The following is a 23605-nucleotide window of genomic DNA, read 5'->3' on the forward strand; positions in this document are numbered from 1 at the left end:
AAGTCTCTAATTTTCTTTTAAATCAACAAAAAATTTTCCGTTTTGAAAACTACAATATAAAATTTGTGTTACATCGTTATAACCTAAGTTTTTTAATTTCTCAATAAGCCATGCATCTGTATGTTCAATCATTTGTAAATGACTAGATTGAATTTCTCCATCAATAATAAGAGGAAGCGTAAACTGCAATGTATCTTGTTTATTTTTTTGTTTTTGAAAGACAGATAACTTCCCAGACGGTTCCAAAATAGCATATTCTACATCCCGAATATCTCCAACTCCTTGTTCCCTTAATTGCATCATTAAATCATCTATATTATAACGTTGCTTTCTCATCTTCTTTTCATCAATCTTTCCCGCGTTTACAAGAATAGCCGGCTCACCTTCTATTAAATGCCGAAAGCGTTGATACTTTAGGGAAATGACTGACAAAATAATTTGGATGCACATAAGAAAAGTCATCGGAACTAATTGATGCCAAAGTGATTTATCGGTATTTTCAATTGCCACTACAGCCATTTCTCCAAGCATAATAAATACGACTAAATCTAATACACTTAGCTCTCCTATCTCACGTTTACCCATAAGACGAAAAATAATTAAGATGATGATATACAAAAGCATTGTCCGTCCAATTATTGATATCCATTCCATTTCTACATCTCCTTTTTTACGTATAGACTCCCCTATAAAAAAGAAACTAGTCTAACTTAGACAAAAGGAAAATATGCTTGTATTAAAAAGGGGGAATGCATAAATGGATGGAACGAAAAAATTATCAACTGCAATTGGCTTCGGTATTATTACACTACTAATTCTCGCATCTATTACTAGCATGATTATGGCTCTTTTATTAAAGTTTACGAATATAAACGAAGGGACATTAACCGTTACTATTTTTATACTCGCTCTTTTATCTATGCTTATGTCTGGATTTACTGCCGGCAAAAAGGCTCAAGGAAAAGGTTGGCTAGTAGGTCTCACAACAGGTCTCACGTTCACTATACTCGTTTTTCTAGTTAACTATTTAGGCTTTTCTCAAACTTTATCGAACTCACAATTACTTTATCAATTAGCATTAATGGGGGCGAGTACACTCGGTGGTATTTTCGGTGTAAATATGTCAAAGCAAAGTAACTAAAAAAGGCCCTGCATATTTCATGCAGGGCCTTCCAAATTAGTTTTTCACAACTTCACGAATCGCATTGCGATCGAACGTTAAGTGTGAACCACCAGATTTAATAACAATTTTCGTCTCATCTACTGATTCGATTGTACCGTGTAAACCACCGATTGTTACGATAGCATCACCTTTTGCTAACTCACTTTGCATTTGAGCAACTGCTTTTTGACGTTTTTGTTGCGGGCGAATTAATAAGAAATAGAAAATCGCAAACATCGCAACGATCATAACGATATTCATCATACCTGCATTCATCTTTTGTTCCTCCTTTTAAATTATGTATTAGAAGTTTTTAGCATTCGGTTTATTAAAGCCATACTGTTCAAAGAACTCTTCGCGGAAATCGCCAAGACGGTCTTCACGAATAGCTTGTCTCACCTGCTCCATTAAGTTTAACAGAAAATGAAGGTTGTGATAAGACGTTAAACGAATTCCGAACGTTTCATCACATTTCATTAAGTGACGAATGTACGCACGAGAGTAGTTTTTACATGTGTAGCAATCACAGTTTGGATCAAGCGGACCGAAGTCTCTTGCGAATTTCGCATTTTTTACAACGAGGCGACCTTCACTTGTCATACATGTACCATTTCGAGCGATACGAGTTGGAAGTACGCAGTCAAACATATCAATACCACGAATTGCGCCATCGATTAACGAGTCAGGAGAACCTACACCCATTAAGTAACGAGGCTTATTATCTGGAAGAAGTGGTGTTGTAAACTCAAGTACACGGTTCATAATATCTTTCGGTTCACCTACAGATAAACCACCTACAGCGTAACCAGGGAAGTCCATTGAAACAAGATCTTTCGCACTTTGACGACGAAGCTCTTCGTACTCTCCCCCCTGTACAATACCGAATAAACCTTGATCTTGCGGACGTTCATGCGCTCTTAAGCAACGTTCTGCCCAGCGGCTCGTACGCTCTACAGATTTCTTCATATATTCAAAAGTAGCTGGGAATGGTGGACACTCATCAAATGCCATCATAATATCTGAACCTAATGCATTTTGGATTTCCATCGCTTTTTCTGGTGATAAGAATAATTTATCTCCATTTAAGTGATTGCGGAAGTGAACGCCTTCCTCTTCAATACGACGGAAGTCACTTAAACTGAATACTTGGAAACCACCAGAGTCTGTTAAGATTGCACGATCCCAGTTCATAAATTTATGCAAACCGCCTGCTTCACGAATAATTTCATGACCTGGACGTAGCCATAAATGATACGTATTACTTAAAATAATGCCAGAATCCATTGCTTTTAATTCTTCTGGTGACATTGTCTTAACTGTTGCAAGTGTACCAACTGGCATAAATGTTGGTGTATCAAATGAACCGTGCGGCGTATGCACACGACCTAAACGGGCACCCGTTTGTTTACATGTCTTAATAAATTCATAACGAATTGCTGTCATAACTTACTCCTTTTATTTGTTTCTCATTTTAGCGTGAGATGCAACGAACATTGCATCACCGAAGCTAAAGAAACGATATTTTTCTTTTACTGCTTCATTATAAGCATGAAGTACATTATCTCTATTTGCAAATGCACTTACAAGCATAATTAATGTTGATTTCGGTAAATGGAAGTTTGTAATTAAACCATCAATTGCTTTAAATTCATATCCCGGATACATGAAAATATCTGTCCATCCAGAAGCGGCGCAAAGCTTACCTTCATGATCTGTTGCAATTGTTTCTAACGTACGAGTTGATGTCGTACCTACAGTAATAATACGTCCACCATTCTCTTTCACACGATTTAATAATGCCGCTGTCTCTTCAGACATATGATAATATTCTGCGTGCATATGGTGTTCTTCAATCGTGTCTGCAGAAACTGGTCTAAATGTTCCAAGTCCTACGTGAAGTGTAATGAATGCTAACTGAACGCCTTTTTGCTTTAACTTCTCAAGTAACTCTTCTGTAAAGTGAAGTCCCGCAGTCGGCGCTGCTGCTGAACCGATTTCTTTCGCATATACTGTTTGATAGCGATCGCGATCTTCTAGCGTCTCTTTAATATATGGAGGAAGTGGCATTTCCCCAAGTTCATCTAAAATTTCATAGAAGATGCCGTCATATGAAAATTCAAGCTGACGTCCACCTTGATCTGCAGTTCCTGTGCAAGTTGCTTTTAATTTCCCTTCGCCAAAAGAGATAACAGTTCCTTCTTTTACACGTTTCGCTGGCTTTACAAGCGTTTCCCACTTATCACCTTCTTCTTGTTTTAAAAGAAGTACTTCAATGTGCGCGCCTGTATCTTCTTTCACACCGTGCAAACGAGCAGGCATAACTTTCGTTTCATTTAAAACTAAGCAATCCCCCTCATGTAAGTAAGAAAGAATATCCGTAAAATGTTTATGCTCAATATCACCTGTTTCACGGTCTAACACCATTAATCTTGATGTTTCACGCTCTTCTAACGGGACTTGTGCAATAAGTTCTTCTGGTAAATGAAAATCAAACAGATTTATATCCATAGCTATATCCACCTATTTCTTATTTAAATCGATTTATTATATACATAATAAAAGATAATACAATACTTAACACAATACATGTAATGATAGGAAAATAAAAGGTAACGTTTCCTTTTTTCACAAAAATATCGCCTGGAAGCCTTCCAATGAACTTCCAAGCTAATCCAACAACGATGAGTAAGATCCCGGCTGTAATAAGCAGCTTTGGCATCTCCGTCATACTTTTGGTATCTCCATTCCGAAATGTTCATACGCAAGCGGCGTTACAATTCGGCCCCTCGGCGTTCGTTGTAAAAAGCCAATTTGTAATAAATACGGCTCATACACATCTTCAATCGTATGAGATTCTTCTCCAATTGTTGCTGAAACCGTTTCTAATCCAACTGGACCGCCACGGAATTTCTCAATAATACCAAGCAGTAATTTATGATCAATATGATCTAGACCTAATTTATCTACTTGCAGTAGCTCTAATGCCATTTGTGTAATTTCCATCGTAACCGTTCCATTACCACGAACTTGTGCAAAATCACGTACACGTCTTAAAAGACGATTCGCAATACGAGGTGTACCACGAGCACGTCTTGCAATTTCTAATGCAGCTAACGAATCGATTTCAACTTCAAATACTTCTGCTGTACGTTCAACAATCGCAGAAAGCTGATCTACTGTGTAGTACTCTAACCTTGAAAGTACACCGAAGCGGTCACGAAGCGGTGCCGATAATGCTCCAGCACGTGTTGTTGCTCCAACTAATGTAAATGGCGGTAAATCTAGGCGTACAGAACGTGCTGAAGGCCCTTTTCCAATTACAATATCAAGGCAAAAGTCTTCCATCGCAGGATACAATACTTCTTCAATTGATCTATGCAAACGATGAATTTCATCAATAAATAATACATCACCTGGCTGAAGCGCTGTTAATACAGCAGCTAAATCTCCTGGTCTTTCAATTGCGGGACCTGAAGTTGTTCTAACATTAACGCCCATCTCATTGGCAATAATATTCGCAAGCGTCGTTTTACCAAGACCTGGTGGTCCATATAAAAGCACGTGATCTAACGTTTCTTCACGCATTTTCGCCGCTTCAATAAATACTTCTAAATTATGTTTCGCTTTATCTTGGCCAATATACTGACGGAGCGTCTGTGGCCGTAATGAATATTCTAAATCCGCATCTTCATATGCAGATTCCCCTGAAAGGAGACGTTCGTCCATTATACTCACCTCTTACCATTTAGTAAAAGACTAAGTGCCTTTTTAATATACTGATCCGTCGTTAATGCTTCTTTTAATAACTCTGGTACAACACGAGAAACTTCGCGTTCTGCGTATCCAAGTGCGCGCAGAGCTTCCAGTGCCTCATCAAGCTCAGCTGATGAACCTTTATTCTCATCAAAACGTTCTGTGTCTGAGAATAAATCAACAAATGCATCTGGTACGACATCTGCTAGTTTTCCTTTTAAATCTAAAATCATTTGGCGTGCTGTTTTCTTTCCGACGCCTGGGAATTTCACTAAAAACTTCTCATCTTCATGCTCAATCGCTTGAACGACCTGTCCTGTTTGACCAGAAGCTAAAATTGCAAGAGCGCCTTTTGGCCCAATGCCAGACACGCCTAACAACTTTGTAAATAATAAACGCTCTTCACGTGTTTTAAAACCGTAAAGTGCCATAATATCTTCTCTCACATAATGATATGTATAGACACGGATTTCTTGCTTACTTCTTTGAAATACATACGGATTTGGTGTGAAAATTTGATAACCAATTCCATTATGATCAATTACGACATATTCCGGCCCTACATACTCCACGTAACCTGTAACATATTCAAACAAAATACGATCTCTCCCTCTTAAATCATGTATTCCATTTTAACATATTTAATGATAGAAAAGCGAGACTGCCCCAACAAATGTTCTCCACTTGAAACTTCTGTTATTTTCCATTGACAGAAAGGTTAAAGCACCTTAATATACAGAAGTCGATAATGATTATCAATACTAATTAAAGGGGTTACATCAGGATGAAACGTAAGCTATTTATTTTATTTACTATTATGCTTGTTGTTCTTTCTATCGTTGGCTGTTCTTCTCAAAAAGAAGAATCGAAAGCAAAAGAACAACCGAAAACAAAAGTTGTAAAACATGCTAAAGGTGAAGCTACAATTCCAGTAAATCCAAAGAGAATTGTTGACTTATCTGGATCAACAGAAGAACTATTACTTCTTGGACATAAACCTGTTGGTACAGCAAATACATATAAAGATAAAATCCAAAATCACTTAACAGACAAGTTAGATGGAGTAAAAGCAGTAGGTTGGTACTGGGCACCTAAAGTTGATTTAGAAGCTGTTACTGCTTTAAAACCAGACTTAATTATTTTAAACAACCGTCAATTAAAAATTTATGATCAACTAGAAAAGGTTGCACCTACAGTTGTTCTAGAAACAAACTTAGAAGACTGGCGCGGTAAGTTTAAAGAAGTAGGTAAACTATTTGACGAAGAAAAGAAAGCAGACAAATGGATTGCAGACTACGATAAAAAAGCAGACTCTTTATCTAAAAAAATTAAAGAGAAAACAAAAGATGAGAACTTTATGTTCGTCGCAGTTACACCACAAAACTTCCGCGTATACGGTAGCTTCGGATACGGTGACATCATCTTTAACGACTTAAAACTTCCAGCAACAAAAGGCACAGATTTAAAACAAACGATGGCGCAAGTATCGCTAGAAGGTCTTGTTGCATTCCAGCCTGATCAAATGTTTATTGTAAACTTCGGCGGCGAAGCTGATAAAGTTTACGAAGACTACAAAAACAGTGCTGTTTGGAAAGACAATAAAGCAGTTAAGAACAATCACGTATATGAAGTATCAAATGAAGTCTTCAATACGAAAGCATTCAATCCAATCGGAAAAGATATGCTAATTGATGAAATCGCAAAAGAAATTTTAGCTAAAAATAAATAAGAAAAAAAGCAGCTCACCATGAGCTGCTTTTTTTCTTACTTTGAACTGCGTATTGCTTCATTTTTTCAATCGTCTTCACAAAACCTTCTTTTGATTTAATACGAATGCCACGTTTCAATTTCGCACGTTCATAGCTCTCAAGCTTTTTCATATCAATTTGAAAGAAAGAATGGATCGCATTATCATTTTTTGGAACACCTTTGAAAATTTGTAATATCCCTTCCTCTGAAACACCAAAATACCCGCTCGTTTTCAATAACGGAGAAATATCATCAACTTTCTTTTGCAATACAATTTGTACATCATCACGATCAACGAGCTGCCATTCTTTATACTGCTGTAAAAACTTTTCTAAATCCGTCACTTTTTCTGTAAGTATTTCTTCGCTTACTTCGCCATCAACATACATACGCTCTAATAAAATTGTAACCTCAGGTTCTTTTTTCGTTACTTCTGGTACTGGCCCTTCCGCCTTCACATTCGTTTCATAAACGAAACAAAACATCATAACGAAAGCTTGCATCGCAATCAGTATCCATTTCATTTCCGTTCACCTCTTTTAGGCAAGATCATACTTTCATTAGTAGTTTTTCCGGAAATGGGGGTTTTATCCATATTACATTTCTTTCGAAAATATAAAAAATGCAGATAAGGATTCACCTCATCTGCATGTATTATTTACTTTTATATAAAATGAAAGACGCCTGCAAAGCAGGCGTCTTGATGCGTTTACGGCGAGAGACCAGGCGACCACATTCGCGTGTTTAGCACTTAAGCATATCTCTCGTCTTACGTAAATTAGCTCATCGCTTTGCTAATATAACATTAATAAAGTATAAGTGCAACATGTTTATAAAAATATTTTATTTCCTCTTTCATCTAAACAAATTATATGTAAATTATAAATTGATAAATGTAATATATATGTTACAATTAATGTAACAGCGAAATTATAATAAACAGGAGATGGGTAGTGTGAAAAAAATAAAGGATGAACGTCTCATTCTGCAAACGTTAAAAAACGTACGTATTGCTTTTCTTTTTCAATCACTTGGTATAATCGGTATTTTAGGCTATATCGGATTCACTGAAGGAATAGATTAAATTACGAAATCTCCATTATGGCTAGTATTTATTCTTACGAGTATGATCCTTAGTTATTTACAGTTAAGTGTTTCAATTGATGTAGAAGAAAGTGAAAAGGAGATAAAATTAACTCCTTATTACAAAATTGTTTTACGCTCTCTTATTGTAGGAATCGTTATGGCTATTATTTATATCATTTTCAGTCCAGAAAACCCCCTATTTGAAGCTATTTTAACAGGTGGTATTCTCTTCATATGCTTTTTAGGTTCTTATTCCGTTAGTTATTTCATTAAAAAACGTCGTTTACAAGACGAAGATGAATAAAGAGGAAGGGCTCCCCCTTCCTCTTTTGTTTTGCTATCGCACTGTACCAGTTAAACCGTAACGAATGTCTCTGAACATATTTCCTATATCACGATTAAAATCGTTTGTAACTGTACCGTTACGTAGACGCGTACTCATTGCATCGACACGATTAAACATATCATTTCTTACAGAAACATATACGTTTCTGTTTCCAACTTCATTTGCAACAGCTTGACGAATTTCGTTCGCCATCGCCGTTTCATTTGTCACTGTGTTACGTGGTTTTACCGCAATCGCTACATCGTTTCCATATACAACTGTAGACACACGGTCTACGTTATTCATACGTTTCACACGATTTGTTATTCTTTCAGCTGTTTTACCATCATTGTTAATGTATGAATTGTTCATTGTAATATTACGAGTTGGATGCGGATTAGCAATTTGTCCATTGTAATTTACATCACGGTAATAATTGTATCCTGTATCGTTACGACCATTTCTATATGTTACATAATCTGTATAACGATCATTACGCGTCACATTATCACGATACTGGTGTGTATCATTATAAGATGTACGCTCGTAATTGTAGTTACGTCCATCCATTGCATTGTTTTTTGGTGTACCACATGCAGCTAATGCACTAGTAACTAACAAAGAAGCAGCAATCACTTTTACTTTCGTATTCAATACAAAAACCCCCTCTGTTAGAATGAGCTTCTCTACTGAAAAGCTCCCTCTTATGATGAGTAACAGAGAAGGTTTTTACACTGTTAATATTTCACTGGGAATTTTCTAGCACTTCATAAAAAAACTGCCTTTTCTTAATTAACAGGAATGCAAAAAAGGCGGGAATACTCCCGCCTTTTTAAACTTCTTCTTCGTCCTCTTCTTCTGAAACGGGCTCTCCAAATACATTTGGTGGATCTGGTTGATAATACATCGTTCCTGGCTGTGGTGCATATGCAGACTGAGTTGGTTGATAATATAAAGGATTCGCATATTGCGGGCCGCCTGGTTGTGGACTATATAGTCTACTTTCTCCTCCGCATCCACAATCTTCCTCACCCTGCACAAGCGGCGGCATGTTATTATCCATTGGCATCATATTCGGGTTTGGCATAGACGTATGTTGCGGTCCAAACGGCGCTCCTTGCTGATATGGCATTTGATATGGATTTGGTTGTTGATAATACGGATTCGGCGGCATCATGGGCATTTGATAGGGCATCATATTTGGTGGTTGATTGTTATCCATAATCGGCATCATATTCGGCATTTGATTGTTATCCATAATTGGCATCATATTCGGCATTTGATTGTTATCCATGATTGGCATCATATTCGGCATTTGGTTATTATCCATAATTGGCATTATATTCGGCATTTGATTGTTATCCATAATTGGCATCATATTCGGCATTTGATTGTTATCCATGATTGGCATCATATTCGGTGGTTGATTGTTATCCATAATTGGCATCATATTCGGCATTTGATTGTTATCCATGATTGGCATCATATTCGGCATTTGGTTATTATCCATAATTGGCATCATATTCGGCATTTGATTGTTATCCATGATTGGCATCATATTCGGTGGTTGATTGTTATCCATAATTGGCATCATATTCGGCATTTGATTGTTATCCATAATTGGCATTATATTCGGTGGTTGGTTGTTATCCATGATCGGCATTATATTTGGCATTTGAATATTTGGCGGTATGACTTGTGGAATAACTACATTTTCTTTCGATACATTTGGCGATACTATATTTCCTACATTCTCTTTCTTCACTTGTGGTGACACTATATTTCCTACATTCTCTTTCTTCACTTGTGGTGACACTATATTCCCTACATTTTCTTTTTTCACTTGCGGCGACACTATATTTCCTACATTTTCTTTTTTCACTTGCGGCGACACTATATTTCCTACATTTTCTTTTTTCACTTGTGGTGACACTATATTCCCTACATTCTCTTTCTTCACTTGCGGCGACACTATATTTCCTACATTTTCTTTTTTCACTTGCGGCGACACTATATTCCCTACATTTTCTTTTTTCACTTGCGGCGATATTATATTATTTTTTTTCGTTTGCGAAGAAATGATATTGTTAGGTTTCATTTTACTAATTTGAGGAGCAATTAACTCGCTTCCTTTTTTTATTACATCTGAAATTTTATATTCTTTTTTCGGTTTTATTGGTGGTTGTGGCGGCTGCGGTAATACATTTACCGAAAACTTCGTGTTTTCTTTTTCCGCCGGTTTTTGTTTTTCTATCACAGGTGGTTTTTGAATAACAGACGGTTTTTCTTTTTGAATTGGCTGTTCTTTTTGCACCTCTTTTTGCGGTTTCACCTGTACTTCTTTTTGCGGCTTTACCTGCATCTCCTTCTGTGGTTTCACCTGTACTTCTTTTTGTGGCTTTACTTGCATCTCTTTCTGCGGTTTTACTTGCACTTCTTTTTGTGTTTGTTGCATAGCTGGCTGCTGTGTAATTGGTGCTGATTGATACGTAACTTCTTCCTCATCTTCTATTCCAAGCGGAGTTGGTGTTGCTGCAAATTCTTTTTGCTGCACTTCTTTTACGTATTGCTTTGGAGGCGCTGAACCTGCTCCAGCCTGTTGTTTCATGTGAACACTCTTTGATGGCACTTTAATTTTCATACCTGGCATGATTAAATCTGGATTACTAAGTTGTGTATTTGTTTTTTTCAACGTGTCAAAATCCACTCCGTACTTTTTCGCAATTTTCCAAAGGGTATCCCCTTTTTGCACGATATGAATTTTCAAATTTTCCCCCTCCTGTATAACTTATCTATAAGTAACAAATCTCTTGAAGTAACTCTTTCTAAATAACATTAACTTCTTTTCACTTTTATCACTTCTTCGATTTTCAATATCATTCGAAGTGGAATAAGCATAAAGAACCACAATGATTTCTTCAAAACAATGTATGCCCATTTCGTTCTCGTTATGATTATATGTATGAAAAAAAGCAACGGGAATACCGTTGCTTTACACACGCTCTAACATACGATTTAATGCAAGAACTGCTTCTGCCGTTACTTGTTTGTCTACGCTAATAACGTTAATTTCTTCTCCTCTTTCTATCGTTTCAAGTGTCCATAATAAGTGAGGCAGATCAATTCGATTCATCGTTAAGCACGGACACATAAATGGATTAAGCGAAACAATTTCTTTATCTGGATGTTGCTTAATAATTCGATTTACTAAATTCATTTCTGTACCAATCGCCCATTTGCTACCAGATGGCGCTGATTCAATCATATCAATAATATATTTCGTTGAGCCTGCATAATCTGAAGCAGCTACAACTTCATAGCAACATTCTGGATGTACAATAATATTCATATCCGGATGATTTTTTCGTACACTCTCAATATTCTTCATTGTAAAATTTTGATGAACAGAACAATGTCCTTTCCATAAAATCACTTGAATTTCTTCTATATCCCCATCGTACTCTAATGAATCTGTGTGTGGGTCCCATACTGCCATTTTATCTAACGGGATACCTAAATCGTGCGCTGTATTTCTCCCTAAATGTTGGTCTGGTAAAAAGACGAGACGTTCTTTTTGAGTAAACGCCCAAGATACCATTTGCTTTGCATTAGAAGAAGTTACTGTTGCTCCTCCGTTACGACCACAAAACGCTTTAATTGCAGCTGTAGAGTTCACATATGTTAACGGAATCATCGTATCTCCAAATAATTTCGTGAGCTCTTTCCATGCTCTTTCTGTTTGTTCAATATCTGCCATATCCGCCATCGAACAACCTGCACGCATATCTGGTAAGATGACAACTTGATCATCTGTAGTTAACATATCTGCTGTTTCCGCCATAAAGTGCACCCCGCAAAACACAATATATTTTGCGTCTTTATTGCTCGCTGCAACTTGCGCAAGTTGAAGTGAATCCCCTGCTGCATCTGAAAATTGTACCACTTCATCTTTTTGATAATGATGCCCTGGAATGAATAACATTTTCCCCATTTTCTCTTTAATTTCACGAACACGCTTTTCCATATCTTCCGTTGACATTGTGTAATAACGCTCTGGTAACATCGTTTCAATCGGCTGTACTTTTTCTAAAATACTCATATACGTTTCTCCCCCTCTAAGCCACTTTCCTTACTCTTCAATATTGAAACTAATATCAAGTGCTTTCACTGAATGTGTTAACGCTCCAAGTGAAATATAATCTACCCCTGTTTTTCCGTATTTCGATAAATCTTCAATTGTGATGCCCCCTGAAGCTTCCGTAACGATAGCACTTGGTACAATCTTTGAAAACTCCCGGATTTCATCTGGCGTACGATTATCGAACATAATAATATCCGCACCAGCAGCGACAGCCTCTCTCACCTGTTCCTCAGTTTCTGTTTCCACTTCTACCTTCACCATATGTCCTAACTTTTCTTTTACTGATGTAACAGCTTTTGTAATAGAACCAGCAAAAGCAATATGATTGTCTTTAATCATGACACCATCATATAAACCGAAGCGATGATTAAATCCACCGCCGCACACGACTGCATACTTATCAAACATACGTAGTCCTGGCATCGTTTTTCGCGTATCACAAATGCGAGTATGACTACTATCTAAAGCAAGAACCGCTTTACGCGTCATCGTCGCTATTCCACTCATACGCTGAATAACGTTTAATATAACGCGCTCTGCTGTTAATAACGATGCGATTGGACCTTGCACTGTTGCAATAATTTCTCCTTTTTCTACAAGATCCCCATCTTTTTTATGAAGCTCTATTTCAATTCTCTCATCAATTAATTTAAATCCTGATTCAATTACTAAACATCCTGCAAAGACCCCTGTATCCTTCGCAAGAAACGTTCCTTTCGAAAGCAAGTTATCTGGAAAAATAAGCTGAGATGTTACATCTCTTTCTCCTATATCTTCTAAAAAAAATCGGTTTAATGCTTCTTTAACTTTTATCGTGTTCATAAAGCCCCTCTTCCCCTCATCACACAAGTTGTAGTTTTCTCTTTACTCGAACAATCTCTTTCTTTCCTATATTTCTATCTGGATAATCACTCCGGTAATGCCCGCCAATACTTTCTTCTCTTTGCAAGGCTGACACAACTATAAGCTCACAAACCGTTAACATATTAATAAGCGTTATCTCTTCATTCGTAAGAACATCATGTTGTAATATCATATTTCGAACACCATACTTACTAAACCATCTCTTCGCATAAGATAAACTTTGCTCTGTTCGCACAATCCCAACATATTTCATCATGCATTTTTGTATTTCTTCTTTCGTCGGTAAATGATTCAGAACGATAAACTTTTCTTCCTTTTCAGCTAGCATGTTCACCTTTTCTTTTGTCTCTCTAGATAAAATGTGTCGTCCGATTCTTTTTCCAAACACAAGACCTTCTAATAATGAATTACTCGCTAATCTATTTGCACCATGAACTCCGTTACAAGCTACTTCACCGACTGCGTATAAGTTCGGAATAGACGTCTCTCCATCACAGTTCGTTTTCACGCCGCCCATGTGAAAATGAGTACCAGGCACGACTGGAATAAGTTTTTTATTTATATCGACTCCATTTGTTTTACATATCGATGACACGGTCGGAAAGCGTTGTTCAAAGTTTTGAATCATTTCGATGTTTAAGTACACTTTTTCACCCGCAAGTAGCTGTTCATGAATAGCCCGTGCGACTACATCACGAGGTGCTAGATCCTGTTCGGAATGTATATCCATCATAAAACGCTGCCCTTTTCCATTTATAAGGACAGCTCCTTCTCCGCGAACAGCTTCGGACACGAGGCCGGAACAACGCCCACCCGCGTATAACATCGTCGGATGAAATTGTATAAACTCTAAATCTACAAGCTCTCCGCCTGCACGGTACACCATTGCAAGTCCATCGCCTGTAATCGTCTCATCATTAGAAGTAAAGGCGTATAAACCGCCAATACCGCCTGAAGCTAACACCGTACAATCTGCATTGTAACGTTTCAATTCTCCTTTATTGTTGCGAGTTAAAGCCCCAACACATTTATCTTTTTCTATAATAAAATCGAGCACCATTTCCTGTTCCACTACCGTAACGTATGGAGCTACTTCTTGAATAAGATGCTCTAATAAATTCTTTCCTGTTGCATCGCCACCTGCATGTAAAATACGACGTTTTCGATGCGCTCCTTCTTTTCCAAGATGAGGACCTGTTTCATCTCCATCAAATTTCATTCCTCTTTCAATAAGGTTATTAATTTCTTTCGGTCCCTCCTCGACTAAATAACGGACCACTTCTTCATTGTTATAATGACACCCTGCTACTAATGTATCTTCAAAATGATCATTAGGATTGTCATATGTAGCTACCGCTGCGGCAATTCCACCTTGAGCTAAATGTGTATTATTATTACGTTTCGTCTCCTTTGTGATAATAATCACATTCTTTTCGTGACAAATCTCTTTTGCAACACGAAGTGCCGCAACACCACTTCCAATAATTAAGACATCTGCACTTGGCATAATTGTTGCCTCCTACTTTACACTTTTCAACTGTCTTGACACCTATATTTACATAGTTTTAAAATAATGACAAGAGTTTTTTTATAATTCTTATTTTCACTACCATTTAAAAAGTAAAAGAACTGTAACTCTTACTAGAGAGAGGAACTTACATGATGATATATCTTGACTATGCAGCTACTACACCTATGAGCGAGGAAGCGTTACAAACATATATGAAAGCAGCGTCGCAATACTTCGGAAATGAACAAAGTTTACATGATATTGGAGGAACAGCTGCTTCTTTATTACAAGTTTGCCGAAAAACATTTGCGGAAATGATTGGAGGAAAAGAACAAGGAGTATTTTTCACAAGTGGCGGATCGGAATCAAACTATCTTGCGATTCAATCACTTCTAAATGCCCGAACTAAGAAGCATATTATTACGACACCTATGGAACATGCATCCATTCGAAGTTATTTTCAATCTCTAAAATCAAAAGGCTATACGATCACTGAAATTCCTGTTGATAAAAGCGGACTCCTTTGTTTAGTAGATTTAGAGGCAGCTATTACAGAAGATACTGTGCTAGCAAGTATACAGCATGGAAACTCTGAAATCGGAACCGTTCAAAACATTACAGAAATCGGGGCACTTTTAAAAAAATATAATGTTTTATTTCATACAGATTGTGTGCAAACGTTTGGTAAACTGCCTATCCATGTTTTTGAGATGGGCATTGATAGTCTTTCTGTTTCAGCACATAAAATATACGGACCAAAAGGTGTCGGCGCTTGCTACATAAATCCGCAATCTCGCTGGGAGCAAGTATTTCCGGGAACTTCTCACGAAAAAGGATTTCGCCCAGGTACAGTGAACGTTCCCGGCATCGCATCTTTTTTAACAGCTGCTGAAAATATATTAAAAACTCAATGGGAAGAAAGTTTACGTTTTAAAGAGTTACGCTCCTACTTTTTAGGGCAAATACAAACACTTCCGCTAGAAATTGAAGTAGAAGGTCATTCTACTTCTTGTTTACCACATATTGTTGGGGTTACAATAAAAGGAATAGAAGGTCAATATACTATGCTAGAATGTAATCGCCATGGTATCGCTATTTCCACCGGAAGTGCTTGCCAAGTCGGTAAACAAGAACCTTCGAAAACTATGCTTGCAATTGGAAAAACGTATGAAGAGGCCAAACAATATGTCCGCTTCTCTTTCGGACAACAAACAACGAAAGATCAAATTGATACTACTATTCATGCACTACACACAATTGGAAATCAATTTTATAGAGGTGTTAAATCATAATGAAACAAAATGACCAAAAAAAGATTTTAGGCGAAGAAAGACGACAGCTTATCCTTCAGTGGCTTCTCGCTGCAAATGAGCCGTTATCTGGGAATGAACTATCGAAGAAGACAAACGTAAGTAGACAAGTTATCGTGCAAGATATTTCCTTGCTTAAAGCACGAAACGAACCAATTATTGCGACTGCCCAAGGCTATTTATATTTAAAACCACAAGAGAAACAACAAGCTTTTGAACGCGTAATCGTATGCCAGCACAAACCAGCAGAAGTACGTCAAGAACTTACAATGCTTGTTGACCATGGCGTTACGATTAAAGATGTAAAAGTTGAGCATCCTGTATACGGTGACTTAACAGCATCCATCATGGTAAGCAATCGCTTTGATGTAGAGCAATATTTACAAAAAATCGAAAACACAAATGCTTCCTATCTTTCACAACTAACAGATGGTATTCACTTACATACAATTGAGGCAGATTCTAAAGAAAAGTTAGATGCTGCTTGTGAGGCGTTAGATAAAGCAGGATTTCTCGTTTATTAATGTAAGGCACAGAGTTTTTATCATTCTCTGTGCTTTTTTAATGCTATAATATTGTAATCAATCGTAAAGGAGATCAAATATGGGAATTGAACTCGTTCACTTTAGCATTGGCAAACCGAAACAAATGAAATATGGCGAAGATAAAGAAATGATAACAGGTATATGTAAAGACCCTACAGAAGAGGCCTTTCTCTCAAAAGACGGATTTCGTGGTGATGACGTAGCGGATTTAAAACATCACGGCGGTCCTGATCGTGCTGTTTGTGTGTACCCACACGAGCATTACGCACTATGGGAAGAGGAATTTCAAACTACGCTTCCAGCTTCCACATTTGGCGAAAACATTACCGTAACAAATATGTTAGAGCGTGATGTTTGCATCGGAGATACATATCAACTAGGTGAAACAATCATTCAAGTGACACAAGCAAGAGTACCTTGTAGCACAATTTCAAAACGTCTTGGCATCCCTGGCATACTGCCACGCATTGTAGCAACTGGATTTACAGGCTACCTATGCCGCGTTCTTCAAGAAGGTACTGTACGTAAAGATTCTAAAATTACATTACTAGAACGTCAACCGAGCAATGTTTCTGTCTTGTTCTCTAACGAAATTTATTTTCATAATAGAAAAGATAAAGATGGTATTGAAAAAATTCTTGCCGTTCCAGAACTAGCTGATATTTGGCGTGGTCAGTTAGAAGATCGTCTTGCGAAGTTAAAATAAAGAATCACACCAGGTAAAACAGTATTGAGTCCATCATACCAGATGGACTCTTTTTATTTTCTCTTCCTTCACGTCCAAACATATAAAAATATATTTCATATTATATATGGACAACCTTTAATTCTTATATGTGAAGGGAGTGATTAATTATGGCGGATTACTTCTTAAAAAATGGAAAAAAATATTATAAGAAAAATGATCGTCCATGTAATTCTTCAAATTCAGATTCTAATAACTGTTTTATACAGAACTATACTATTTTCGGTACGGGAAATACCCCTCAAGATCTTGATATAACAACTGGAATTCCTCGAACTGTATTTGAAAACTTCACTAAAAATCATAATAAAACACTTATTAAATTTAGTTTCAGTCCTGCATTTGCAACAACGATTAGATTAACAATCGCAAGATTAAACCATCGCTCTCCACTTACATTTACCTTAACACCAGGAGATATTAAAACATTTTTAGTAGAAGATGTTGAGAGTATTACTTTCTCAGATACTGTAGCTCCATCTACACTCAATCTATTAATACAACAAACGAATTGTATTTGCTGCAGTAATTCGAACAATGATGAATCCTATTATTATAATAGTTGTAATGATGCGTACTAAAAACCCGACAAAAGAGTTATCTATTCCTAACAGAAGCCGTCCTAAATATCTTTTAGGACGGCTTCTTTATTTTGCTAGCTTAATTAATCACTTACTTCAATAGAATCGATAGCTTACTCTACCTCAAACCGAGAAACAGCTTTTCATTTCAAACAACTTTAACAACAGCTCCCCTCTACAACCAATAAGAAGAATAACTCCCCAGCACAGTAACAGAAAAACCGAGTGCTTTAAGTTCCATCGTTACGCCTGGCAATAATACGTCATCGTATGCTTTATCAACATCGATTAAGAAAAAGTAATTTCCAAGACCTGTTTTCATCGGACGCGATTCGATTTTTGATAAGTTTAATTTTCTCCATGCGAAAGCTGATAACACTTGATATAGGGCACCTGCATAATCTGCAGGTAACGTTATCATAAGCGTCGTTTTCTCTCCGCGATTCTCTCCGTTATTCGGGAGTACTGCTTTCTTTTTCTTATGGAGTACCAAGAAACGCGTGTGATTATTTTTATGCGTATGAATACTACGTCTCACAATTGTTAATCCGTATTTTTCTGCAGCCGCTTCATTTGCAATAGCGGCAATTTTCTCTTCAGGATGTTCTTTCACATATTGCGCAGCAGCACTTGTAGATGTCATATCTCGAACAGTTACTCCTTTTAATTCTTCATTTAAAAATTTATGGCACTGTGCAATGGCATGCGGATGAGAATGCACTGCATATACTTCATCCCACACTTCTGCATACTCCGGATGTACAAGTAAATGCTGCTGAATTGGTACTGTAATTTCTCCTACAATGGAAAGCGGCTGCTCATGTACAAGGTAATCAACCGTTATATTCACTGAACCTTCTATTGCATTTTCTAACGGTACAACTGCGAAGTCTACATTTTCATTTGCAGCTGCATCTATACAATCTGGAATCGTTCGATATGGTACATGCTCTGCTTCCGGAAAAAAACGACTCACCGCCATATTTGTAAATGTTGCTTCTGGTCCTAAATATCCTACTCGAATCATCGTCTTTTCCCCTCTTTTTCATTTTCTTACTGTTATACCATACTTTTTTATATTCTTCTATGTAAATTTCGAATATTTAAAAAAGACTAGCATTCGCTAGTCTAAATGTTTCTTATATTCTCTTTGAGCGAAGAAGAAATAAATGATACATGCTGCGATATAAAACAGAATGAACAAACCTACTTTTCTTAATGATCCATCCATAAAAAGCGTATTATGAAACGTATATAACGCAACTGCACTATGCATACTCCCTACTATAATTGGCGCAAAAAATAGCATACATAATTGCCAACGAGAAATTTTCCATACTTCTTCCTTCGTCATTCCAAGTTTAGAGAGTGCACCATACTGCTTTCGGTCCGATGCAATATTATGGAACCATTTAAAATACACGATACTACATGAAGTAAGAAAGAATAATATACTAATAAATGAGCCTACAAATAGAGTAATATCACCGCCTTCTTTCATATTTACATACAACTCCATATTGCTTCGAAATGCATTATTATTATCTTGTTTCATATGTTTCCGTAAATCTTCATTTAATTTCTTCGTCTTTTCGATATTTGGTAATGTGTAACCTCTATATATCATTGTTTCAGAATCAGGAACCTGATTTGCTATACTATCAAAATCTTCATCATTCATAACAAAGAACAGACCATTAATGTACGAAGGGTGATGGTTAAATTGAACCCCTTCTTTCTGACCGTTAAATACGAATTGATATGGTTGATTCATTACTTGCAATTGAATCTCTTTTTGATTATATACATTCGAATTATTGTATTTATTATAATAAACGAGTGTCACTGTACCTTTTTTAGGACGATACGTTTTCTGTTTTTGTTTCCTTGCTTCTTGGTTATATTCACTTTCTTTTATAAGCGGTACTATTGTTGTTTCTCCTTTACTAGACTGAAAGGATGCATACACTCCAACAAAACTCATATATTGAAAATCGTCATACCCATATTGATGCAGTAATTTTTCAACCGCACCTTCCTCAAAGACTTCATGAGTAGAAATACCTTTTTCTATGTACGAAAACGAGTGTACCCCTCCAGTTCGCCACATATCTTGCATGCTAGAAAAATATAAGAACACCGTACCTGTTGCTGTAACTACAAACGTCGTTGCCATAGACATCAGAAAGAAAAAGCGACCATTTTCCTTCATTCGATGTGACAATTGATTCACTATAAATAAATACGGATATGTATACATAATCTTTTTATTTCGCTTTATTATTTCTAACATTTGGGTAGCTCCATGTGTAAAAGAAAAGTACGTTCCAAAAAAGACAAGTATAGACACAGGGAAAAAGTATATCGCTATCGTAGCCATCGTCACTTGTATCGCCAATGCATACCCGCCCACTAAACAAGCAAAACCGAATAAACAGAGCCACTTTGATGTTTTCTTCTCTTTTTTATCTGTTCGAAATTCTTTCAATAACCGAATGATTTTTATATTCCATATACGTAAAGCACTTATAAAAGATAACAAAATAAAAACGACCATATATGTAATAAATGTTACACCAATCGCCCTTACGTCAAATATGACAGGGAGTTCTTTCGGAAGCCCCAGTAACATACTAAATACCATAAAAAAGAGTTTTAAAAATATCATACCAAGCCCAATACCGAAAATATTCGCGAAGACCCCGATTAAAATTTGCTCGGTCATAATCACTCCTATTACGTTAGACTTCGTTGCTCCCATTAACATATATAACCCTAATTCTTTCTTACGTGCTTCTATGAAAATAGAAGTAGAGTACAAAATAAATATGACGAAAAAAGAAATGATTATAACATTACATATAATAAGTCCCCAGCGTACGTTTTGATACCACATCGTCTCTTGCATATATGGATGCACAATGACAGACATATATGCGTAAGAAGCAAATATTGCAAAACAACTACTTAAGAAAAACACTTTATAATTACGCCAATTTCCTTTTATATTTTGCAGCGCTAGTTGCCGAATGTTCATCTATCGTCCTCCTGTAACTTACTACATAGGCAAAAAGCTAGAGGTTCCCCTAGCTTTTTACGTGTTTTAAATATCCTCTTTGCGCGATCATAAAGTAAATGGCAGAAGCTAAAATGTATGCTCCAATTACAAGCGCACCTGATTTCCACAAATTAATATAAAGCATTTTTCCTAACGTATGAAGAGCAAATCCACTATGAATGGAACCGATTAAAATTGGGATAAAGAAGATAACTCCCATTTGTCGAATCGCAATTTTGCGAATTTCTTTATCTGTCATACCAATTCTCTTTAACGATTTAAATTGAATACGATCTTGTTCTTTATCGTTAAACCATTTAAAGTATGTCATACTACAAGCGAAGAAGAAGAACAGTACCGCTACGAAGAAACCGATGAACATTGTAATTGCTCCACCTTCTCTTATATCCTTATACGCAAACACTGAATTTCTCAATTCCCCTTGCTTTTCTGGTACAATTTCATTTTTCAAATCTAATACAAGGTTTTCTGTACTTTTCCAATCCTCAATATAATAACCGTAATATTTTGTCTTTTCTTCATCTGGTACGAGTGTTGCATATTTCTCAAAATCTTGATCATTTACAATGAGATATTCACTATCATTAAAAACAGAATACTGCGTTGGATTATTTAATTGAACAGACTGCTTTTGTCCATTAATTGTAAATTCATACGGTTTCGTACGATCTATCTTCATCAGTTCATTTGACATATCAACCATAACCATCGTTGCACTACCTGGTGCATTATGAACTTCTGTAGGTTGCTCTCTCTTTTGTTTGCGCACTTCTGCATTATATTCTTTTTCTGAAATAATCGTCATCGGTACTTCATGTTCACTATTAAACAACGTTATTTTCTGTGTTGCTGGTAGTTTAACGTATGTTACTTTTCGCGCATCTTCAAACCCGTGTCTCTTCACAAGCTCCTGTACCTTTTCTTCATTAATAAGGTTATGCGTATTTAACCCCTTTTCCTCATATGAAATAGCATGTGGTGTAAGTTCTACCGTTTTCGCACTCATATTTTCAAAATATACGTACAGTGTACCCACCGCTGAAGATACTACCGCCGTAATGATAGAAATTACAAATAGAAAACGAGCATTATCTTTCATTTTATAAATAAGGTTGCTAAGGACGAACATATTTGGGTACGTATAAAAAGATTGCTTTCTTTTTTGTAATGCTTTTAATACAACTGTACTACCTTGTGTAAATAGTAAATACGTTCCGCCAATTGTCAGTCCTACCACCGGTAAAAAGAGGAGGAGGAAATTCAGAAACGTTACTTGGAAGCTAAGTACATATGCAACAATAATACATCCTATACCAACTACACATAACCATGTAAATGCAAACGGCTCTACTTTTTGCTTTCTTGCCTCTCTTAATAAATCAATAATTTGCAAGCGTCCTACTGTCCAAACACTAAACAATGATAGGATTAAAAATAGAATAAAGTATACACCAGCTGTAATAAGAACTGCTTTACTATTCCAAACAAGTGGAAGCGTCTTATCTATTTTTAATAATACGCTTAACGCTTGAAAAAATAATTTTGAACAAAGCATTCCAACCCCAATGCCAACTACAATTGCAATACTACCTAACATCAGTTGCTCTAATATAATCATTCGGCCGAGCTGCGATTTCGTTCCGCCTATTAATGTTAGTAGACCAAACTCTTTTTTTCTTGCTCGTAAAAACGTTGAATTTGCATATAAAATAAAGAGTGCCGAGAAGATGACCACAATATAATTCATCGATTCTAATCCTTTTGTGATCATCTTTCTCATACTAATATTACCGCTTACGACATCTGGATGATAAATAAAAGAAGCATACATGAAAAATACGACAATCGATAAACAACTACTTATAAGAAACGCTTTATAGTTACGCCAATTTCCTTTTACGTTATTAAGCGCGAGCTGGCGAAAGTTCATGATATTCTCCTCCTAGCATCGCAAGTACGTCCAGAATTTCTTGGAAAAAGGCTTGTTTCGTTCTTCCTTTATGTATTTCCGAGAAAATTTCTCCATCACGTATGAAAAGGATACGTTCACAATAACTAGCCGCTACTGGATCGTGCGTAACCATTGCAATCGTTACTTTCTTTTGCTCGTGTAAATCTTGCAGAGCGCCCATTAGCGATTTCGCTGACTTTGAGTCTAAGTTTCCAGTTGGTTCATCTGCTAAAATTAACGTCGGTTCATGAATGATTGCTCTCGCTGCTGCTGCACGTTGTTGTTGTCCCCCAGATACTTCGTATACTTTTTTATTTAAAATTTCTTCGATGTTTAAAAACTTCGCAATTTCCAGTACTTTCGCATCAATTTCATTTACAGATTTCTTCGCCATTACAAGTGGTAAAATAATGTTTTCTTTAATGGATAACGTATCAAGTAAATTAAAATCTTGGAAGATGAACCCTAAATGTGTACGGCGAAACTCCGCTAATTTTGCAGCACGCATTTGATTAATTTCTTCACCATTTACAAGCACATGACCTGAAGTTTGCTTATCAATTGTTGCTAATAAATTTAAAAGCGTCGTTTTCCCACTTCCTGAAGGACCCATAATCCCTACAAATTCGCCTTCTTCTATTTTAAAATTTATATCGTTTAAAGCAGTCGTCGCTACTGAACCTTTTGATTGGTACACCTTCGTTAATCCTTTTACTTCAAGAACACTCATTTCTAATCCCCCTACGTGTTTTCTTCTTACATTTACTATAAGAAAAATAAGAAAAAGAAACGAGTGATTTCCCT

At 36.5% G+C, this 23605-nt stretch carries 22 protein-coding genes and 2 pseudogenes; 7 read left to right on the forward strand and 17 right to left on the reverse strand.

The genetic code is table 11. The features are described from left to right. Positions 1-6: 6 nt before the first annotated feature. Positions 7-654: a DUF421 domain-containing protein gene (locus tag GBN78_RS03285; protein ID WP_000454816.1), complete on the reverse strand. Its 648-nt coding sequence runs from the start codon at positions 652-654 to the stop codon at positions 7-9. Between the two features lie 103 nt (positions 655-757). Between GBN78_RS03285 and GBN78_RS03290 the strand changes: the two genes are divergently transcribed. Further along, positions 758-1141 carry a TIGR04086 family membrane protein gene (locus GBN78_RS03290; protein WP_000349131.1) on the forward strand — a complete coding sequence of 128 codons (384 nt, stop codon included), beginning with the start codon at positions 758-760 and terminating at the stop codon, positions 1139-1141. A 36-nt stretch (positions 1142-1177) separates the two neighbouring features. Here GBN78_RS03290 and yajC read toward each other — a convergent pair whose 3' ends face one another. Genes yajC through ruvA form a run of 6 tightly spaced genes read right to left on the reverse strand, consistent with a single transcriptional unit; the run spans position 1178 to position 5511 of the window. After that, positions 1178-1438: a preprotein translocase subunit YajC gene (gene yajC / locus GBN78_RS03295; RefSeq protein WP_000991115.1), complete on the reverse strand. Its 261-nt coding sequence runs from the start codon at positions 1436-1438 to the stop codon at positions 1178-1180. A gap of 27 nt (positions 1439-1465) precedes the next feature. Then, the gene (gene tgt / locus GBN78_RS03300; RefSeq protein ID WP_152126939.1) at positions 1466-2605 is read right to left on the reverse strand and encodes a tRNA guanosine(34) transglycosylase Tgt; all 1140 of its coding nucleotides are present in this window, start codon (positions 2603-2605) and stop codon (positions 1466-1468) included. A gap of 12 nt (positions 2606-2617) precedes the next feature. Next, positions 2618-3670 (reverse strand): tRNA preQ1(34) S-adenosylmethionine ribosyltransferase-isomerase QueA, encoded by a 1053-nt coding sequence (gene queA, locus GBN78_RS03305; RefSeq protein WP_000354034.1) that lies wholly within the window; start codon positions 3668-3670, stop codon positions 2618-2620. Between the two features lie 19 nt (positions 3671-3689). Continuing rightward, positions 3690-3890, reverse strand: coding sequence for a DUF2905 domain-containing protein (locus GBN78_RS03310; RefSeq protein WP_000138162.1), 201 nt, complete (start codon positions 3888-3890; stop codon positions 3690-3692). Then, complete coding sequence (gene ruvB, locus GBN78_RS03315) at positions 3887-4888, reverse strand: Holliday junction branch migration DNA helicase RuvB (protein ID WP_000344449.1); 1002 nt, start codon at positions 4886-4888, stop codon at positions 3887-3889. Before ruvB ends, GBN78_RS03310 begins: the two co-directional genes overlap by 4 nt. 5 nt (positions 4889-4893) lie before the next feature. Beyond that, positions 4894-5511, reverse strand: a complete 618-nt coding sequence (ruvA, locus tag GBN78_RS03320; RefSeq protein ID WP_000464513.1) for a Holliday junction DNA helicase RuvA — start codon at positions 5509-5511, stop codon at positions 4894-4896. 188 nt (positions 5512-5699) lie between these two features. On the opposite strand from ruvA, the gene GBN78_RS03325 reads away from it, so the two are divergent. After that, entirely contained in the window at positions 5700-6644 is a 945-nt protein-coding gene (locus GBN78_RS03325) for an iron-hydroxamate ABC transporter substrate-binding protein (protein WP_000823606.1), read from the forward strand. Between the two features lie 13 nt (positions 6645-6657). Here GBN78_RS03325 and GBN78_RS03330 read toward each other — a convergent pair whose 3' ends face one another. Then, complete coding sequence (locus GBN78_RS03330) at positions 6658-7188, reverse strand: BofC C-terminal domain-containing protein (protein WP_000871174.1); 531 nt, start codon at positions 7186-7188, stop codon at positions 6658-6660. Between the two features lie 431 nt (positions 7189-7619). On the opposite strand from GBN78_RS03330, the pseudogene GBN78_RS03335 reads away from it, so the two are divergent. Further along, positions 7620-8054 (forward strand): annotated as a pseudogene (locus tag GBN78_RS03335) (branched-chain amino acid ABC transporter substrate-binding protein). 33 nt (positions 8055-8087) lie between these two features. On the opposite strand, the gene GBN78_RS03340 reads toward GBN78_RS03335, so the two are convergent. From GBN78_RS03340 to nadB, 5 genes and pseudogenes are all read right to left on the reverse strand, one after another. Next, on the reverse strand, positions 8088-8729 hold the full coding sequence (locus tag GBN78_RS03340) for a YhcN/YlaJ family sporulation lipoprotein (RefSeq protein WP_152126941.1): 642 nt from the start codon (positions 8727-8729) through the stop codon (positions 8088-8090). Between the two features lie 1956 nt (positions 8730-10685). Continuing rightward, positions 10686-10842 (reverse strand): annotated as a pseudogene (gene safA / locus GBN78_RS31090) (SafA/ExsA family spore coat assembly protein); the annotation flags it as partial. Positions 10843-11067: 225 nt separating this feature from the next. Further along, entirely contained in the window at positions 11068-12174 is a 1107-nt protein-coding gene (gene nadA, locus GBN78_RS03350) for a quinolinate synthase NadA (protein ID WP_098203144.1), read from the reverse strand. Between the two features lie 30 nt (positions 12175-12204). Beyond that, positions 12205-13038 carry a carboxylating nicotinate-nucleotide diphosphorylase gene (nadC, locus tag GBN78_RS03355; RefSeq protein ID WP_001092207.1) on the reverse strand — a complete coding sequence of 278 codons (834 nt, stop codon included), beginning with the start codon at positions 13036-13038 and terminating at the stop codon, positions 12205-12207. Positions 13039-13057: 19 nt separating this feature from the next. Beyond that, a complete protein-coding gene (gene nadB, locus GBN78_RS03360; RefSeq protein WP_001138536.1) occupies positions 13058-14587 on the reverse strand; it encodes an L-aspartate oxidase in 1530 nt (509 codons plus the stop codon). A 152-nt stretch (positions 14588-14739) separates the two neighbouring features. Between nadB and GBN78_RS03365 the strand changes: the two genes are divergently transcribed. The 4 genes from GBN78_RS03365 (at position 14740) to GBN78_RS03380 (ending at position 17771) form a co-directional block, all read left to right on the forward strand. After that, positions 14740-15882, forward strand: coding sequence for an IscS subfamily cysteine desulfurase (locus GBN78_RS03365; RefSeq protein WP_000973759.1), 1143 nt, complete (start codon positions 14740-14742; stop codon positions 15880-15882). Further along, positions 15882-16424, forward strand: coding sequence for a transcription repressor NadR (locus tag GBN78_RS03370; RefSeq protein WP_000812240.1), 543 nt, complete (start codon positions 15882-15884; stop codon positions 16422-16424). The genes GBN78_RS03365 and GBN78_RS03370 overlap by 1 nt, the downstream gene beginning before the upstream one ends. Before the next feature lie 79 nt (positions 16425-16503). Further along, positions 16504-17151: an MOSC domain-containing protein gene (locus GBN78_RS03375; RefSeq protein ID WP_000510668.1), complete on the forward strand. Its 648-nt coding sequence runs from the start codon at positions 16504-16506 to the stop codon at positions 17149-17151. A 149-nt stretch (positions 17152-17300) separates the two neighbouring features. After that, on the forward strand, positions 17301-17771 hold the full coding sequence (locus GBN78_RS03380) for a hypothetical protein (RefSeq protein ID WP_000796370.1): 471 nt from the start codon (positions 17301-17303) through the stop codon (positions 17769-17771). A gap of 175 nt (positions 17772-17946) precedes the next feature. Here the strand turns inward: GBN78_RS03380 and pheA are convergent, their stop codons facing one another. From pheA to GBN78_RS03400, 4 genes are all read right to left on the reverse strand, one after another. Continuing rightward, the gene (gene pheA, locus GBN78_RS03385) at positions 17947-18798 is read right to left on the reverse strand and encodes a prephenate dehydratase (RefSeq protein WP_152126942.1); all 852 of its coding nucleotides are present in this window, start codon (positions 18796-18798) and stop codon (positions 17947-17949) included. Positions 18799-18894: 96 nt separating this feature from the next. Beyond that, positions 18895-20808 (reverse strand): ABC transporter permease, encoded by a 1914-nt coding sequence (locus tag GBN78_RS03390; RefSeq protein WP_128267118.1) that lies wholly within the window; start codon positions 20806-20808, stop codon positions 18895-18897. A gap of 49 nt (positions 20809-20857) precedes the next feature. Beyond that, positions 20858-22780, reverse strand: coding sequence for an ABC transporter permease (locus GBN78_RS03395; protein WP_030028252.1), 1923 nt, complete (start codon positions 22778-22780; stop codon positions 20858-20860). Then, positions 22755-23531 (reverse strand): ABC transporter ATP-binding protein, encoded by a 777-nt coding sequence (locus GBN78_RS03400; RefSeq protein ID WP_000114529.1) that lies wholly within the window; start codon positions 23529-23531, stop codon positions 22755-22757. The genes GBN78_RS03395 and GBN78_RS03400 overlap by 26 nt, the downstream gene beginning before the upstream one ends. Between the last annotated feature and the right edge of the window lie 74 nt (positions 23532-23605).

Origin of the sequence: Bacillus sp. B2-WWTP-C-10-Post-4 (genome assembly GCF_009183805.1) — a bacterium.
Classification (GTDB): Bacteria; Bacillota; Bacilli; order Bacillales; family Bacillaceae_G; genus Bacillus_A; species Bacillus_A cereus.

Bases quoted from the DNA above. Each gene is read 5' to 3' on its own strand.
- GBN78_RS03285 (WP_000454816.1), bottom strand. From the start codon at position 654: ATGGAATGGATATCAATAATTGGACGGACAATGCTTTTGTATATCATC.
- GBN78_RS03290 (WP_000349131.1), top strand. From the start codon at position 758: ATGGATGGAACGAAAAAATTATCAACTGCAATTGGCTTCGGTATTATT.
- yajC (WP_000991115.1), bottom strand. From the start codon at position 1,438: ATGAATGCAGGTATGATGAATATCGTTATGATCGTTGCGATGTTTGCG.
- tgt (WP_152126939.1), bottom strand. From the start codon at position 2,605: ATGACAGCAATTCGTTATGAATTTATTAAGACATGTAAACAAACGGGT.
- queA (WP_000354034.1), bottom strand. From the start codon at position 3,670: ATGGATATAAATCTGTTTGATTTTCATTTACCAGAAGAACTTATTGCA.
- GBN78_RS03310 (WP_000138162.1), bottom strand. From the start codon at position 3,890: ATGACGGAGATGCCAAAGCTGCTTATTACAGCCGGGATCTTACTCATC.
- ruvB (WP_000344449.1), bottom strand. From the start codon at position 4,888: ATGGACGAACGTCTCCTTTCAGGGGAATCTGCATATGAAGATGCGGAT.
- GBN78_RS03325 (WP_000823606.1), top strand. From the start codon at position 5,700: ATGAAACGTAAGCTATTTATTTTATTTACTATTATGCTTGTTGTTCTT.
- GBN78_RS03330 (WP_000871174.1), bottom strand. From the start codon at position 7,188: ATGAAATGGATACTGATTGCGATGCAAGCTTTCGTTATGATGTTTTGT.
- nadA (WP_098203144.1), bottom strand. From the start codon at position 12,174: ATGAGTATTTTAGAAAAAGTACAGCCGATTGAAACGATGTTACCAGAG.
- nadC (WP_001092207.1), bottom strand. From the start codon at position 13,038: ATGAACACGATAAAAGTTAAAGAAGCATTAAACCGATTTTTTTTAGAA.
- nadB (WP_001138536.1), bottom strand. From the start codon at position 14,587: ATGCCAAGTGCAGATGTCTTAATTATTGGAAGTGGTGTTGCGGCACTT.
- GBN78_RS03365 (WP_000973759.1), top strand. From the start codon at position 14,740: ATGATGATATATCTTGACTATGCAGCTACTACACCTATGAGCGAGGAA.
- GBN78_RS03370 (WP_000812240.1), top strand. From the start codon at position 15,882: ATGAAACAAAATGACCAAAAAAAGATTTTAGGCGAAGAAAGACGACAG.
- GBN78_RS03375 (WP_000510668.1), top strand. From the start codon at position 16,504: ATGGGAATTGAACTCGTTCACTTTAGCATTGGCAAACCGAAACAAATG.
- GBN78_RS03380 (WP_000796370.1), top strand. From the start codon at position 17,301: ATGGCGGATTACTTCTTAAAAAATGGAAAAAAATATTATAAGAAAAAT.
- pheA (WP_152126942.1), bottom strand. From the start codon at position 18,798: ATGATTCGAGTAGGATATTTAGGACCAGAAGCAACATTTACAAATATG.
- GBN78_RS03390 (WP_128267118.1), bottom strand. From the start codon at position 20,808: ATGAACATTCGGCAACTAGCGCTGCAAAATATAAAAGGAAATTGGCGT.
- GBN78_RS03395 (WP_030028252.1), bottom strand. From the start codon at position 22,780: ATGAACTTTCGCCAGCTCGCGCTTAATAACGTAAAAGGAAATTGGCGT.
- GBN78_RS03400 (WP_000114529.1), bottom strand. From the start codon at position 23,531: ATGAGTGTTCTTGAAGTAAAAGGATTAACGAAGGTGTACCAATCAAAA.